At 49.1% G+C, this 13,622-nt stretch carries 12 protein-coding genes; 7 read left to right on the forward strand and 5 right to left on the reverse strand.

What is annotated here, in order from left to right; all coding sequences use genetic code 11:
• Window positions 1-87: 87 nt before the first annotated feature.
• From NG792_RS23105 to purE, 3 genes are all read right to left on the reverse strand, one after another.
• Entirely contained in the window at window positions 88-888 is an 801-nt protein-coding gene (locus NG792_RS23105) for an SGNH/GDSL hydrolase family protein (RefSeq protein WP_435387607.1), read from the reverse strand.
• A gap of 280 nt (window positions 889-1,168) precedes the next feature.
• Window positions 1,169-2,698, reverse strand: coding sequence for an ammonium transporter (locus NG792_RS23110; protein ID WP_261236947.1), 1,530 nt, complete (start codon window positions 2,696-2,698; stop codon window positions 1,169-1,171).
• Between the two features lie 424 nt (window positions 2,699-3,122).
• Window positions 3,123-3,644 (reverse strand): 5-(carboxyamino)imidazole ribonucleotide mutase, encoded by a 522-nt coding sequence (gene purE, locus NG792_RS23115; RefSeq protein ID WP_261236948.1) that lies wholly within the window; start codon window positions 3,642-3,644, stop codon window positions 3,123-3,125.
• A gap of 320 nt (window positions 3,645-3,964) precedes the next feature.
• Here purE and nagA point away from each other — a divergent pair, with 320 nt between their 5' ends.
• The 7 genes from nagA to NG792_RS23150 all read left to right on the forward strand — a co-directional run bounded on the left by nagA (window position 3,965) and on the right by NG792_RS23150 (window position 11,023).
• Window positions 3,965-5,206: an N-acetylglucosamine-6-phosphate deacetylase gene (gene nagA, locus NG792_RS23120; RefSeq protein WP_261236949.1), complete on the forward strand. Its 1,242-nt coding sequence runs from the start codon at window positions 3,965-3,967 to the stop codon at window positions 5,204-5,206.
• Window positions 5,207-5,258: 52 nt separating this feature from the next.
• The gene (gene mgsA / locus NG792_RS23125; protein WP_261236950.1) at window positions 5,259-5,633 is read left to right on the forward strand and encodes a methylglyoxal synthase; all 375 of its coding nucleotides are present in this window, start codon (window positions 5,259-5,261) and stop codon (window positions 5,631-5,633) included.
• 104 nt (window positions 5,634-5,737) lie between these two features.
• Complete coding sequence (gene bchM, locus NG792_RS23130; protein WP_261201080.1) at window positions 5,738-6,424, forward strand: magnesium protoporphyrin IX methyltransferase; 687 nt, start codon at window positions 5,738-5,740, stop codon at window positions 6,422-6,424.
• A 90-nt stretch (window positions 6,425-6,514) separates the two neighbouring features.
• A complete protein-coding gene (locus tag NG792_RS23135; protein WP_261236951.1) occupies window positions 6,515-6,943 on the forward strand; it encodes a hypothetical protein in 429 nt (142 codons plus the stop codon).
• Between the two features lie 114 nt (window positions 6,944-7,057).
• Window positions 7,058-7,486 carry a hypothetical protein gene (locus tag NG792_RS23140; RefSeq protein WP_261201078.1) on the forward strand — a complete coding sequence of 143 codons (429 nt, stop codon included), beginning with the start codon at window positions 7,058-7,060 and terminating at the stop codon, window positions 7,484-7,486.
• Between the two features lie 49 nt (window positions 7,487-7,535).
• A complete protein-coding gene (locus tag NG792_RS23145; RefSeq protein WP_261201077.1) occupies window positions 7,536-7,910 on the forward strand; it encodes a DUF423 domain-containing protein in 375 nt (124 codons plus the stop codon).
• A gap of 314 nt (window positions 7,911-8,224) precedes the next feature.
• On the forward strand, window positions 8,225-11,023 hold the full coding sequence (locus NG792_RS23150) for a TIGR02921 family PEP-CTERM protein (RefSeq protein ID WP_261236952.1): 2,799 nt from the start codon (window positions 8,225-8,227) through the stop codon (window positions 11,021-11,023).
• A 229-nt stretch (window positions 11,024-11,252) separates the two neighbouring features.
• Here the strand turns inward: NG792_RS23150 and NG792_RS23155 are convergent, their stop codons facing one another.
• Both NG792_RS23155 and NG792_RS23160 read right to left on the reverse strand, forming a co-directional pair.
• Window positions 11,253-12,905: an ABC1 kinase family protein gene (locus NG792_RS23155; protein WP_261236953.1), complete on the reverse strand. Its 1,653-nt coding sequence runs from the start codon at window positions 12,903-12,905 to the stop codon at window positions 11,253-11,255.
• 230 nt (window positions 12,906-13,135) lie between these two features.
• Complete coding sequence (locus NG792_RS23160) at window positions 13,136-13,534, reverse strand: cupin domain-containing protein (protein ID WP_261201074.1); 399 nt, start codon at window positions 13,532-13,534, stop codon at window positions 13,136-13,138.
• Window positions 13,535-13,622: the final 88 nt, after the last annotated feature.

Raw genomic sequence — 13,622 nt, forward strand, 5'->3', positions numbered from 1 at the left:
CCCATCCTCCCCATCCTCCCCATCCTCCCCATCCTCCCCATCCTCCCCATCCTCCCCATCCTCCCCATCCTCCCCATTCCCCCATCCTCAAATCGGATCGAACACCATCAACGCGGTTCGCCAGACTAAGTAACCTTGGTCATTGAGATGTAACCCGTCGGTGGTTAAATCGAGGCGGAGATTGCCTTGAGAGTCGGCGAAGAGGGGGTAGAGGTCCAAGAACTCGACCCCTTCCTCGGAGGCGATCGCGGCGAGTTGGCGATTGATGTCGCGGATGCGATCGTTAGGGATTTGGAGGAGGCGATCGCGTCCTTCCCAACTGGAACCGGACCCACTGTGAGGTAAAATCGATTGCAGAACGATCCGGGAGTCGGGATGAACCCAGATCAGATCTTGAATAATCGCCCGTTGATTTTCGACAACCTCGGACGGTGAAATGCCGCGAATCAGGTCATTAATGCCAATCATCACAAAAATCACCTCGGGGTTGCTCTTGTCAAATAGCGATAACCGTTTCAACAACCCTGAGGAGACTTCTCCAGAAATCCCTTGATTGAGCCAAGTGCGTTGGGGAGGCAACAGTTCTGGGGGGAACCACAGACTAATGGAATCTCCAGCAAGAACCCCGAGGCGTTCCGGGGGATTAGCGGCGATCGCCTCCGCCTCCCGCTGTAACTGAGCCAACCATTGCTCATAATTCCACTGATGACGTGGACCTAACTCAGGCTCCATGCCTGGGTTTTCTGAACCCGAGGCATTCTCAATGGCACTCGAACCATTCCCCTGTAATTCCGATAAATTTTGCAGATCGGAGGAGGAACTTTCAGCGCGGACAATCAGTAAAATGACCGTGAGCAACAAGATCCCATTCGTGGCCAGGGATAACAACGCCCAGGGTGGTATCGTTGACCAGGATATGACCGCGAGTTTAGACAGAACCGGGTTTGAACGCAAATTTAAACGCAATGCCGTCGATCGCTACGCAACAATAAATTCCCGACCTACTCTGCACCTTCAAGCGGACCTTGCCCGGAAGCTTATCCCTACTCGTCGCACCTGCGGGCAAAAAAAATGCGGTCAGGAGATACTTCCAGTGTATTAAAAATCCTCCTAAGACCGCAAATATAGCGAATGATAAAAATTTGAGGGAGCAAACTGCACTACTAACCTAGGGACCTCCGCCTGCCATCCCGCGATTATCCTTGAGGAAGCCACTGTAAGCTTCCATCCCATGTTCGGCAATATCTAAGCCTTTCAACTCTTCGTCCTCGGTGACTCGGATACCCAGTAAAGATTTAAGCACGAGCCAGAAAATAGTGCTCAGCAGGACCGTCATCCCGCCAACGGAGACCACCCCAAGGAATTGGACTCCCAGTTGGGTCAGACTCCCTGTATAGAATAAACCCTTTTCTACATTAAACAGACCGACGGCTAAGGTTCCCCAGATTCCATTGACGAGGTGAACTGAGGTCGCCCCTACGGGGTCATCAATGTGGATATTGTCAAAGAAGGTGACAGCGAACACCACCAAAATGCCACCGATGGTCCCGATAATGGCAGCGCCAAATACGGTGAACCCATTACAACCGGCAGTAACCGCCACCAGTCCGGCGAGAATACCGTTGATAATCATAGAGAGGTCAGGTTTGCCTAGGTACATCCAAGCCACGATGGTCGCAGAAATGCCACCCATCGCAGCGCCAATGTTAGTGACTACAGCAATGTGGGCGATGGTGTGGTTAGCTGCCATCGTCGAACCCGGGTTAAAGCCAAACCAGCAGACCCACAGGATCAAGCATCCCAAGGTGGCGATACTCATGTTATGTCCCGGTAATGCCACGGGACGTCCATCTTGATATTTCCCGAGACGTGGCCCTACGAAAGCAGCCCCCATCAGGGCAGCCCAACCCCCCACGGAGTGAACTGCGGTGCAGCCTGCAAAGTCTATAAAGCCTAAAGTCGAAAGCCAGCCCCCACCCCAGACCCAATGTCCGGTCAGGGGATAGGCAATTCCCACCAGTAAGAGACTGAAGATTAAAAAGTCCACAAACTTAATCCGTTCAGCAACAGCACCCGAAACAATGGTGGCTGCCGTACCGGCAAAGGCGACTTGGAATAAAAACTTGGCCGCGAGGGGGACTCCGGTCCAGTTTAGAGAATCGAACACTCCCGCGTAAGCTTCTCCCATCGCGGGACTGTTGTCTGGTCCGGCAAGGAAAAATCCGCTAAAGCCGATGAAGGGGTTACCATCCCCAAACATCAAGCCAAATCCGATCGCCCAGAATGCTACCGTGGCTAGGGCGAATACGATCAGGTTTTTGGAGAGGATGTTGACCGCATTTTTTTGACGGCAAAAGCCTGTTTCTAACATCCCGAACCCGGCGTTCATAAAGATGACCAAGATGGAGGCGATGACCACCCACATGGTATCCAGAGCGATGCGGAGTTCTTCGGTGTCCGTTAAGGTTTCCGGTAGGGCCGCTGGAGGAGCTTGGGCCACCGCAGAATAAGCCGATAGCAGCAAAATGATGCTGGCTAAAGGAATGCACGCTTTCCAGGAGGGGGAGAGTCTGCCAATAGCAGAGGACAATTTTTCAAAAATCGAGTTCTCCGGGCGTTGAGGGGCATTCCGAAGGGAAGACCGCCGCCTACGATATTTGGGTTTTGAGTTCTGGCTGAAGTTTAGTTTAAAGGTCATTGTCGGACTTTGCGGTGAATGGGTTAAGCACAGGGAATTGCAAAGAGCAAGTGGGTGCTTTTGAACTGGAAAGCTGGGGCAGTCGCCTACGTCTGATTGGTCGTAGGTTGTCCCCGATTTGCAAGTTCCAGACTTCGGATCTGGCGATTTTCTAACATGACTTAGGCTACAGGGACCTCGGATGAGCGCCGGAACCTGACGCAACCGCCCCTATTTTCGGAAAAAGCCGACGGATCTCCATGCTCCGAGTCACAATGATTGCACCAATTCTAGGAAATTGATTCTGTATCAGACTTTACATTTCTTGAGGCGCTTGTTTCCATTGCCGGAGAGAAAAATTTCGGGCATTGTCCCCAACGGGCTGCTTTTGATGCCTCAAACCTCTCGATTTCCAAGGGTCGGCAGCCCTAGGCCCCTCTGGAAATCAGGGCATCTGCGTTAAGTATTCTTGATAACCCAATTGCTCTAAACGTCCCTGCTTTTCCATCACCGAGTCGTTGAGGCTTTGTCGGTACTGTTGCACGAGATCAAGCAAGTGCGGCTGATGGGTAGCTAAAATTTGCACCGCTAACAATCCAGCATTTTTGGCATTCCCGATCGCCACGGTTGCCACGGGAATTCCTCCGGGCATTTGTACAATAGAGTAAAGAGAGTCCACACCCTGAAGGTGCCGAGTTGATACTGGAACCCCAATCACGGGTAAAGGGGTCAGTGCCGCCACCATTCCCGGAAGATGGGCGGCCCCTCCTGCACCAGCAATAATCACTTTCAGTCCGCGATGATGCGCCTGGGACGCATACTGCACCATCCGTTCCGGGGTACGATGGGCGGAGACGATCGCCACTTCTACGGGAACCTGAAATTCCTCACAGATGGCGATCGCCTCTTTCATCGTCGGCAGATCCGAATCGCTGCCCATAATAATGCCGATTTGGGGTTGACTCATGGGATGTTTTGATATTTTAGATTGGAAATTTAAAATTTTATAGGGAAAACGTTAAATTTGAAGGTTTAAATTTTAAATTTAAAAGTTAAAAATTAAGGTAATGTGGGAGATTTCAGATGAAGCGCCTTCTGGGAGGGCGAACCCTCGGGAACCGAGCCTCAAGTTGCGAGGGTCAATTAACCCGAATTCACCCCTCAAAAAAGACTGTAAATCAGAAAAACCCTCATTCCTCCCTAAAAATTTACCTCCCAAATCCCTGGGCTAAACGCTCCTAATCTCTTTTAGATTCCTACTGACCTTTTTGTTTGATAACAACCTCGATGACTCCACTATCACGCCTCCGTACTCTTCTACCCATCTCGGGTTGCACCAACTTGGATATTATCAATGCTCAACTACCCGGTTATGAGGACCTGCACTGGCTGCGAATTGATCAACAGGGTGCGATCGCGGTGATTCAACCCATGAAAACTGAGAAGCCCCCCCTTCCCTCTGTGGAAAATTTACAGCACATCGCCTTACTCGATGTAGAAGGGGACTGGGTTTCCTTGGGCGGGGTCGATCTCCAAATTAATGGCGCTTTAGGACTCGCCTTTCCCGATCTAGAATTGGCGGATTTTGATAAACTCCAGGACATTTGTCAATTTCTCTGGCAGGAAGGGGTAGATGTTTTTCTACCCACCCTCGTCACTACTTCGGTAGAAAATATTCAGCGATCGCTCGCTACCTTGTCCTCATTTATCAACAATCCTGAATATTCCTGTCCCGACAATCAACGAACAGCTAAAATTGGCGGCGTCCACTTAGAAGGCCCCTTCCTCAATCCAGATAAACGCGGCGCGCATCCTGGGGAATATCTCCTCCCCCTCACGCTAGAAAATGTCAAGCGCGTTTTAGGAGACTATGCCCAACTGGTCAAAATTATCACCCTGGCACCAGAATTAGACCCCAGTGGTGAAACCCTAGACTATCTCCACTCCCTGGGAATTACCATTAGTTTGGGTCACTCCCTTGCCACCGCTGAACAAGCTACCGCCGCCTTTAATCGCGGTGCGAGGATGGTGACTCATGCGTTTAATGCCATGCCGCCGATTCATCACCGGCAACCGGGTTTATTAGGGGCGGCGATCGTCCATCCGGAGGTCAAATGTGGCTTAATTGCCGATGGCGAACACATTTCTCCGATTACCATTGAGTTGCTGCTGCGCGCCAGCCACTACTACAAGGGCATCTTTCTCGTCAGTGATGCGCTCTCTCCCTTGGGACTCCCCGATGGGAAATATCCCTGGGATAGTCGCCAAATCGAAGTGATCAATGGGACCGCCCGCTTAGAAGATGGCACCCTCGCCGGAACCACCTTGCCGCTACTTACTGGGGTGCAGAATTTAGTTAAGTGGGGACTCTGTGAAGTGGGAGATGCGATCGCCTTGGCAACGAAATCCCCGCGATGGGCGATCGGCTTACCCCAGTTAAACATTGGTCAACCGGCTTCTCTACTGCGCTGGCATCTCGATGAATCAGAAAATTTGTTAACCTGGGAGCGACTGGGACCCCTGGACTAGCGGTACAGACTCGCTCTGGGGCAACTTCAAAGCGCCAACTGGATTTAATCTCATGTCCTCAATCATTGCCTTAATCGCCCACGATCGCAAAAAAGATGAAATGGTCGCCTTTGCTCAAAAGCATTCAGCTATCCTGTCCCACTATCATCTGATTGCCACCGGAACCACGGGGGCCCGAATTAATCAAGCCACGGGACTCGAAGTCCAACTCATGCAATCCGGACCGATGGGGGGAGATTCTCAAATTGCTGCCCAAGTCGTCGCCGGGGGGGTTACAGCCGTAATTTTCCTGATTGATCCCCTGTTTGCTCAACCCCACGAACCGGATATTCAAGCACTCCTGCGAATTTGCAACCTCCAACAAACCCCCCTGGCAACGAATCTGGCGACGGCAGAAGCAATCATGCCCAGTTTGTCCCCTGCTTGATCCCCTGCATCGGAAACGGGAAAAGGTAGGGAATTGCCTACTTTTTCATTTGAAAGAATGTGGTAAGTTAAGAGGCTGGACACAACACAGCAACAGGCAGCGCAATGAACGCAGTAGATGATAAAACCGTAGTCAGGGAGTATTTTAATGCCACCGGGTTCGATCGCTGGCGCAGAATTTACGGCACGGAAGAGGTCAATAAAGTTCAGTTAGATATCCGCAAAGGACATCAGCAAACGGTCGATCGCGTCCTGGCGTGGCTACAAGCCGATGGCAATTTGCAGGGGTTATCAATTTGTGATGCCGGTTGCGGCGTCGGTAGTCTGAGCATTCCTTTGGGACAAGCCGGTGCAATGGTTTATGGCAGCGATATTTCTGAAAAAATGGTGGCTGAAGCATACCAACGGGCTAAGACGCTGTTCGGTCCTAGCAATACGATTTCTTTTGCAGCCCAGGATTTAGAATCTTTAAGTGGGCGCTATCATACGGTGATTTGTCTGGATGTGCTGATTCATTATCCCCAGGATAAGGCGGCAGAGATGATCGGCCATCTGTGTTCTTTAGCGCAGGAACGGGTGATTCTGAGTTTCGCCCCGAAAACTGTTGCCCTCAGTGCATTGAAAAAGGTTGGGGAATTATTCCCAGGTCCGAGTAAAACTACTCGGGCTTACCAACATCGAGAGGCAGATATTGTCGCGATTTTGGCTAAAAATGGCTTTGCGATCGCTCGCCAAGAAATGACCAGCACTCGGTTTTATTATTCTCGCCTTTTGGAAGCAATTCGGCGCTAACTGAGGAAAAATCCCTCCCAGCCACCAGATGACAAGGGTCAAGACAGTAGGCTAGAATTTCGGGAAATTTTACAAAGTCCTGTGGAGTTTATGAAACCGATTAAAACGGTGGCGGCGGGTTTGTTACTGGCTTTTGGATTTTTTTGTCTGATTATGGCTGTCTCGGGGTTAGTGGAAACTGATCCCAAGCAGCAAGCAGAAGGCAGAGATATAGCGATCGCAGGATTCGGGATTGGAATTCCAGCAATAGGGGTGGGTGGATGGTTAGCCTGGGGTCTCTATCGTGAGGGCAAAAATAAAAAGCTGGCTTTGGATAAGGAGGAAAGCGATCGCCTCCAGGGGATCTTTTTCCAAATGATCCGGGAACGCAATGGTCAAATTACGGCCCTGCACTTCGCGATGGAAACGCAGCTTTCTGCTCATCAAGCCAAGCAATATTTAGAAGAACAAGCTAAAGAGTTTAATGCAGATTTTGAGGTGAGCGATCGCGGAGATGTGGTCTATCGATTTAAAGTCTAAAGAAAATCTCTTAATCCGGGAGGAATTCCGGGTTTAAAGTGGGGAAGAATGAAGGAAGGGGGAACAGATAGTTTATCAAAAATACCAACCTATAAAACCGATTAGATTGAAAGTATGAAACGGGTTAAAAAATCAGCATCAGCATTATTTATGCTCCTGGGACTCTCCGTTTTAGGAGTGGCTACGGAAAAGTTAAACAATCCGGATACCCCCGCCCAAGATAGAGAGGAACTGAAAGCCTGCATTCTTTTACTGGGCTTCCCTTTTACCCTTCAAGGAGGGGCAATGGCTTGGGGATTGTACCGGGATAATAAGTTGGGCTATCATTTGCAGGTTAAACAGGAACGCGATCGCATTCAGTCGATTTTTTATCAAGTAATCCAGGCTCATGATGGCAAAATTACGGTCATGCGGTTAGCAATGGAAGCCGGATTATCCGTGAAAAAAGCCCGAAAATTTTTAGATGAAAAAGCCGTAGAGTTTGATGCTGATTTTGAAGTCAGCGATCGCGGTGAAATTTACTACTCGTTTAATTTTGGATAAAACCCCATCCGGAATTTAGCAACAATACCTGCAATCAGGAGTGATATCGATGGCGCAACTTTTTATGGTGACAGCCTCAATTTTGGCGGGACTCTCCGTCGCTGCCGGGGCTTTCGCCTCTCACGCCTTGAAACCCCAACTCAGTGAGAGGGCGATCGAAATTTTCGAGACGGGCGCACGGTATCAAATGTATCACGCTTTGGCCCTGTTGTTCGTGGGACTTATGGTAACTCAGACGGAAATCCCCTCTATCTGGCTGCGAGTTGCTGGATTCGCCTTCATCGCCGGAGTCTTTATCTTTTCCGGTAGCTTATATACCCTCAGTTTATCGGGGATCAAGTGGTTAGGTGCGATTACACCCATTGGGGGCGCAGCCTTTTTACTCGGTTGGGGCTGTTTAGCCGTGGCAACCTGGAAAATGTAGGGATAGATCAGGGATGAAGGGTGCGTTAACGATGTTGCACCCCTTGCGAAAACCGGCAGGGTTGCACCCGCCGGTTTTCCCGTTTCTACCCCCAAGGGTTTTGAACCGCTTGTGATTGTGCCTTGACGTTTTGAATTTTCGTGGATTCAATAGGGAAAGAGAGATGGGTTCGTTGCTGATAATCACGCCTGGGACTGTTCTATTCCCAGGGGTTGAGGCATCGGGTCCCTAAGCTCAACGGTAGCGATGCGATCGCCCAAAACGTCGATCCCTTCTCTGGTTCCCCTCTATCCCTTTGACTTCCGGAGTTCAGTATGAAAGTCTGGCTGCACGGTTTGTTTTCTGTCATTTTTTGGCTATGGAATCTCACTTTTTTAGGCATTGTTTACTTGGGCCTCTTACCTTGGGTAGCAATCCCCTTAATTCAGGCAACCGTTGAGGGAATCATTCCCCTAGAATTTACCCTAGCGGTAACCGGGGCGATCGCCATTCCCACGGTTTGTACGGGAATTGGGATGAAGTTACGCAAATATCCCTTACAACTGATTCGCCTCTTTTATGGCGTCGAAGCGCCCTTATTTACCCTGTGCCTGGTCCGGTTATTCATGCTGCGAGAAATGACCGCCGCCAGTAACCTGATCATCGGAACCGCGCTGCTGGCAATGGCTGCTTTTGCCCTAGAATTATTCTATGGCTATGCCAACCGCGATCGTAAGTTAGCTTGGCTACAACTGGCTACTCACAGTTTAATGTTATTAATGGGCCTCTATCTAGGCTCATTATTACTCTTTTATGTTGTTCCTTTCACCGTCTTTTTTGCCACCTACCTTGTCAGTTTGGATTGGGTACAGGCAATCATTAATATATTCCGGTATAGCTCCTGGAATGTTATCTGGTGGGTCCCGTTCTCATTTTTCTTGTGGGGATTCAGTGCCACCTTATTCATTGCCATGCCATCAGCCCTAGCGACTTTTCACATTTATTCTGGCTACAAAATTATCCAACAGTTTGCCACCCAGTATGGACGAAAGTGGGCAATATTTGGGTCAGGCTTCTTAGTGACAGCCTGGATGGTGCTATTTCTGTCATTTCAGCAACAACCTCAAATTCAAGCTTTTAAAAGTTTAGAAAACCCAGTATCAACGGATCGAGAACGGCAAGAATTGTTAGCCAAATCTGACTCAATTCGCCAAGGACTGCTCAACGCTTATTTACTCTCATATCGCTATCTGAGTACCCACAAAGATAATAACCACATCCGGTTCATGTACCAGGACCTCCTGGGAATGGAGGAATCTGCCGCGCAAGTTTTGCAAAATTGGTATAATGGATTAATGTCACCCTTTTTGTACCAAGGGTCGCGAGAAGATCGCGAAAAAGCCGCCACCCTTTATGCGGAATTTTTTGATATGCCCATCCAAAAAGGGGAAGCCAAAACAATTTTACACGCGGCGCAATCCACCTTTAATCGAGAAGAAGCCAAAGCGGGATTACTGAATATTAATGAACAACGAGTTTTGCTGAAGCAACAGGAGATTACCGTCACAGAACGGGGAGATTGGGCCGATGTAGAATTGTATGAGGTGTATGAAAATCAAACTCCTCAAGATGAGGAAGTTTTCTATTATTTTTCCTTGCCCGAAAGTGCGGTATTAACCGGAGTCTGGTTAAATGAAACCGCCGATCGCAGCGATCGCTACGTCTTCCAAATTTCCCCCCGGGGTGCAGCCCAAGAGGTGTATAATGAACAAGTGCGCCGCAGTATTGATCCAGCGCTATTGGAACAAGTCGGACCGCGACAATATCGCCTGCGAGTGTTTCCCATCCCCGCCCGCCTCACTTCCTTTGACAATACTAACCGCCAAGAACAGCCAAAACAGCACCTCTGGTTAACGTATAAAGTCATGCAAAGTGCCCAAGGTTGGGCAATGCCACAACTGGCGGAAAAACGTAACGTTTTTTGGAACCGCAAAACCCAACGCCAGTATAACGGAGAAAGGGTAAAACGCCTCGGTGATGCTTGGATGCCAGAGTTTCTACCGGCAACTGATTCCCCTTCCGGAACCGCACATCAGGTCACTTTACCGGGAGATTACCAGATTTCCGCGAAACCCCTAACGGAGAAGGATTATATCTTACCCCAAGGTAAACGGATTGCTGTCATCCTCGATCGCTCTTATAGTATGCGATCGCACGCCCAAGAAGTCACCCAAACCGTAAATTGGCTAAAACAAAACGGATTTGCCGATAACCGTTTTGATAACAACGATGCGGACCTCTATTTAACCGCCTCACCTGGTGCGAAACCCTTGCGTCTGGACAATCTCGGTGAGTTGAATCCGACCCAAATCAACTATTATGGGAGTCTCAACTATCGGGAAATGTTGCAGCAGTTCCAGGAATTGCAAGGGGAAACGACTTATGATGCAGTCGCCTTGATTAGCGATCGCGGCAGTTATGAATTAGCCAAAGATAGCCCCGATTTGCTCACCCTTTCCCGTCCCTTATGGATGGTCCATTTAGGGGGATTACCCCGGGCGTATGATGACGGAACCTTACAAGCAATTCAAGGCACGGGCGGGGGCGTTTCTACGGACCTAGAGGAGGTATTACAGCGCATCGCCACCACTGCCAAATTAGGCCAATCTGCGGTAAGTGTAGTCGATGGATATAGCTGGTTTGTAGAGAAACCTGCGAAAGCTTCGCTCGCCACTTTACCGAAAACCCTAACCACAGCAACGGTTCCAGACAAAGCAGGAGTAGAACCGTTAGCCGCAAGGCAACTGATTCTGGCCTTATCTAAACAGATGGATGCGGCAAGTATAGCCGATTTAGACGCGATTCATGCCATCGCCAAACACTATGAAATTGTCTCCCCTTATTCCTCAGCGATCGTACTCGTCAACGAAGAGCAAAAGCGGGAGTTAAAAGAGGCAGAATCCCGCAGCGATCGCTTTAATCGGGAAATCGAAGATGGAACCGAACAATTGCAGCAACCGCAGGATATGATGAGTGTGCCAGTACCCGAACCCCATCAATGGGTGGGGATGATGGGGGCGACTGGACTACTGATTTTTGCCAAGCGTAAATGGGGTAAAAAATCCGTGGGATAATTGTCCGAAAACCACCACAATAAAGGTGGTAAGCTTGAAAATTTTAGCCCGCCTGAGCGGGCTAAAACATATCAGCAAAAGAAAGCAAGATGCTCGCACTCCATGAGTCCGAGAAGCGCCATAAGAAAAGATAAGGACTAAAACCCTTTGATTGCTTTTCAGTCTGTTAAAACCTTACTTTAGCTATTATCAGAGGGTTTGAACCCCCGCCGGACTCCTGCCGCAGCCATTACCGCAATCTGCCCGATCGCAAGATACTAATTATCAACCATAACCCAATCAAACTCGCTGCTGCAAACAGGATATCACTTAAATAGTAGACATTACTCACTGCGGCTTGGGAAGAAACCACTGCTGCCCCCATAATCAGAGAACCTACCAATATACTAAAAGAAAGCCTATTGGCGGCAGAATCCAACGTGCGACGTAGGGCCTCTACGTCTTTCATGGCGACGTTCCAAATTAAACTTTCTGAGGTTACTCGATCGAGTAATACCTCAAATTGTCTCGGGGACTGCAAAGAGAGATTTTTGATATCGAGGGCAGTTCTGAGTAATCCCTGTAATGGTGCTTCCCCAATTAATTGCCGTCCGAATAAATCGGTCATTAAGGGTTTGATTTGGTCGGCAAAGTTGTACTCTGGGTCAAGATTACGGGCAATTCCCTCTAGGTTGGCGATCGCCTTGGCACAAAGTCCCATATTCGCAGGCATCCGCAAGCGATTGTTGCGGGAGACTTCTAGCACTTCGTAGAACAACTGGCTAAAACTCAGTTCAGACAGGCTCATGTTATAATAGCGGCGCAAGAGGCGATCGTAATCACTTTCCAGATTTGATATATTCACCGTCTTACTCGTCGAACCCGCCATATCGATCGCCAGTTGACTGCATCGTTGGGCGTCTAAATTCACCATTGCCAACAACATCTCGATGAGCAATTGTTGGGTTCTCGGGTCCATCCGTCCCACCATCCCACAATCAATTAAGGCAACTCGTCCATCCCTTAAATAAAACAAATTCCCTGGATGCGGGTCAGCATGGAAAAATCCATCTAAACAAATTTGTTGGAAAAATACCCGCGTCAATAAATTGGCGATCGCCTTCCGTTGGGCCACTCTATCAATCCCCGGCATTCCATCATATTTTGCCAGCAAAATTGGGTCTCCATCCACCCACTCCATCACCAGCAATTTTTCTGTGGTTAAATTCCAATAAATTTCGGGAATCGCAATTTTTTTCGGTTCAAACCAGCGACTTTGGGCTAAATTGCGCCGCAGTTTATCTCCATTCGCCCCTTCTTCTGTAAAATTTAACTCCCCACGCAAGGCGGTCCCAAATTCCTCCGCCAAACCGACTAAATCATAAGAGTCCCCAAACTCTGCGATCGAGACTAATTCGGCTAATCCCGTCAACAAACTAATATCTTGTTCTATGATTTTTTCCAGTCCGGGACGTTGCACCTTAACCGCCACTTCCTGTCCATTTTTCAGGGTGGCCCGATGGGTTTGGGCGATCGAACCCGCCGCAACAGGTTCAGTATTCAGGGTGGCAAAAACATCCTCAATCGGTTGTCGCAATTGTTGGCGGATAGTTACCTCCACATCTTCCCAGGGGACTGGAGGCACTTCCGCTTGTAATGCCGTCAGTTCGTCAATATATTCTTGGGGTAAAAGGTCCGGACGGGTACTCAGCAGTTGGCCCACTTTCACATAGACTGGCCCGAGGTCTACGAATATGTTCCGTAATACTGCCGGTGGTGGCAATTTCGGTTCGTCGGTTTTGCCTCCCGTCAACAACCGTCTCATGTAGTCCCAACCATTACGCAGGACGACTTCAAAAATCTCCCGTTGACGGGCGCTAGATTGAGTAAGGTTTGACCACATTTGAACTCTCAACAGTTAGAGGTATATTAGAAGAATCAAGAACCGGGAAAAATCAAGAATTCCACACAATTGACCGGAGGGTATCCCGCTGTTTAAGGTTACCAGACCCGTCCCTGACCCTCCCCAAGGCACAGGGGAGGGGTTAGAGACTCCTAAAAATAGTCCCGTTTTGACGGAGAATCCAGAAATTCTTCCCGTTCTCTTCTTACTTTGTCTCGATCTTTTCTCGTTTACCCTTCTTTGTCATCTTCTTCGAGACGGATTATATCTTCGTCCCCCAAAAATTCTCCATTTTGCACTTCAATTAAGACGAGGGGAATCACCCCTGGATTTTCGAGGCGATGGGGGGTACAGACCGGAACGTAGCTAGACTGGTTTTGAATCAGCAGGGATTCTTTTTCCCCACAGATGATTTTGGCGGTACCGGAAACAACGATCCAATGTTCACTACGGTGATAATGGATTTGGGTTTTCATCCGATGTCCGGGTTTGACTTCAACTCGGGAGATGCGATACCGTTCTCCGGTTTCTAAGACGGTGGCAGTTCCCCAAAATCTCTCTTCGGTATGAAGTCCGCTATCGGAGGCGTTCACGGGTTCTAATTCGGTGGGGTTTTTGGTTTCTGTCATGGATTTATATTTCCTTGAGATTCAAGTGGATTGAGATGCATCCGATGGCCGATCGCCCTGAGCAAATATAGCAATTTTCACATCCATG

It is taken from the genome of Laspinema olomoucense D3b, assembly GCF_025370785.1.
Classification (GTDB): Bacteria; Cyanobacteriota; Cyanobacteriia; order Cyanobacteriales; family Laspinemataceae; genus Laspinema; species Laspinema olomoucense.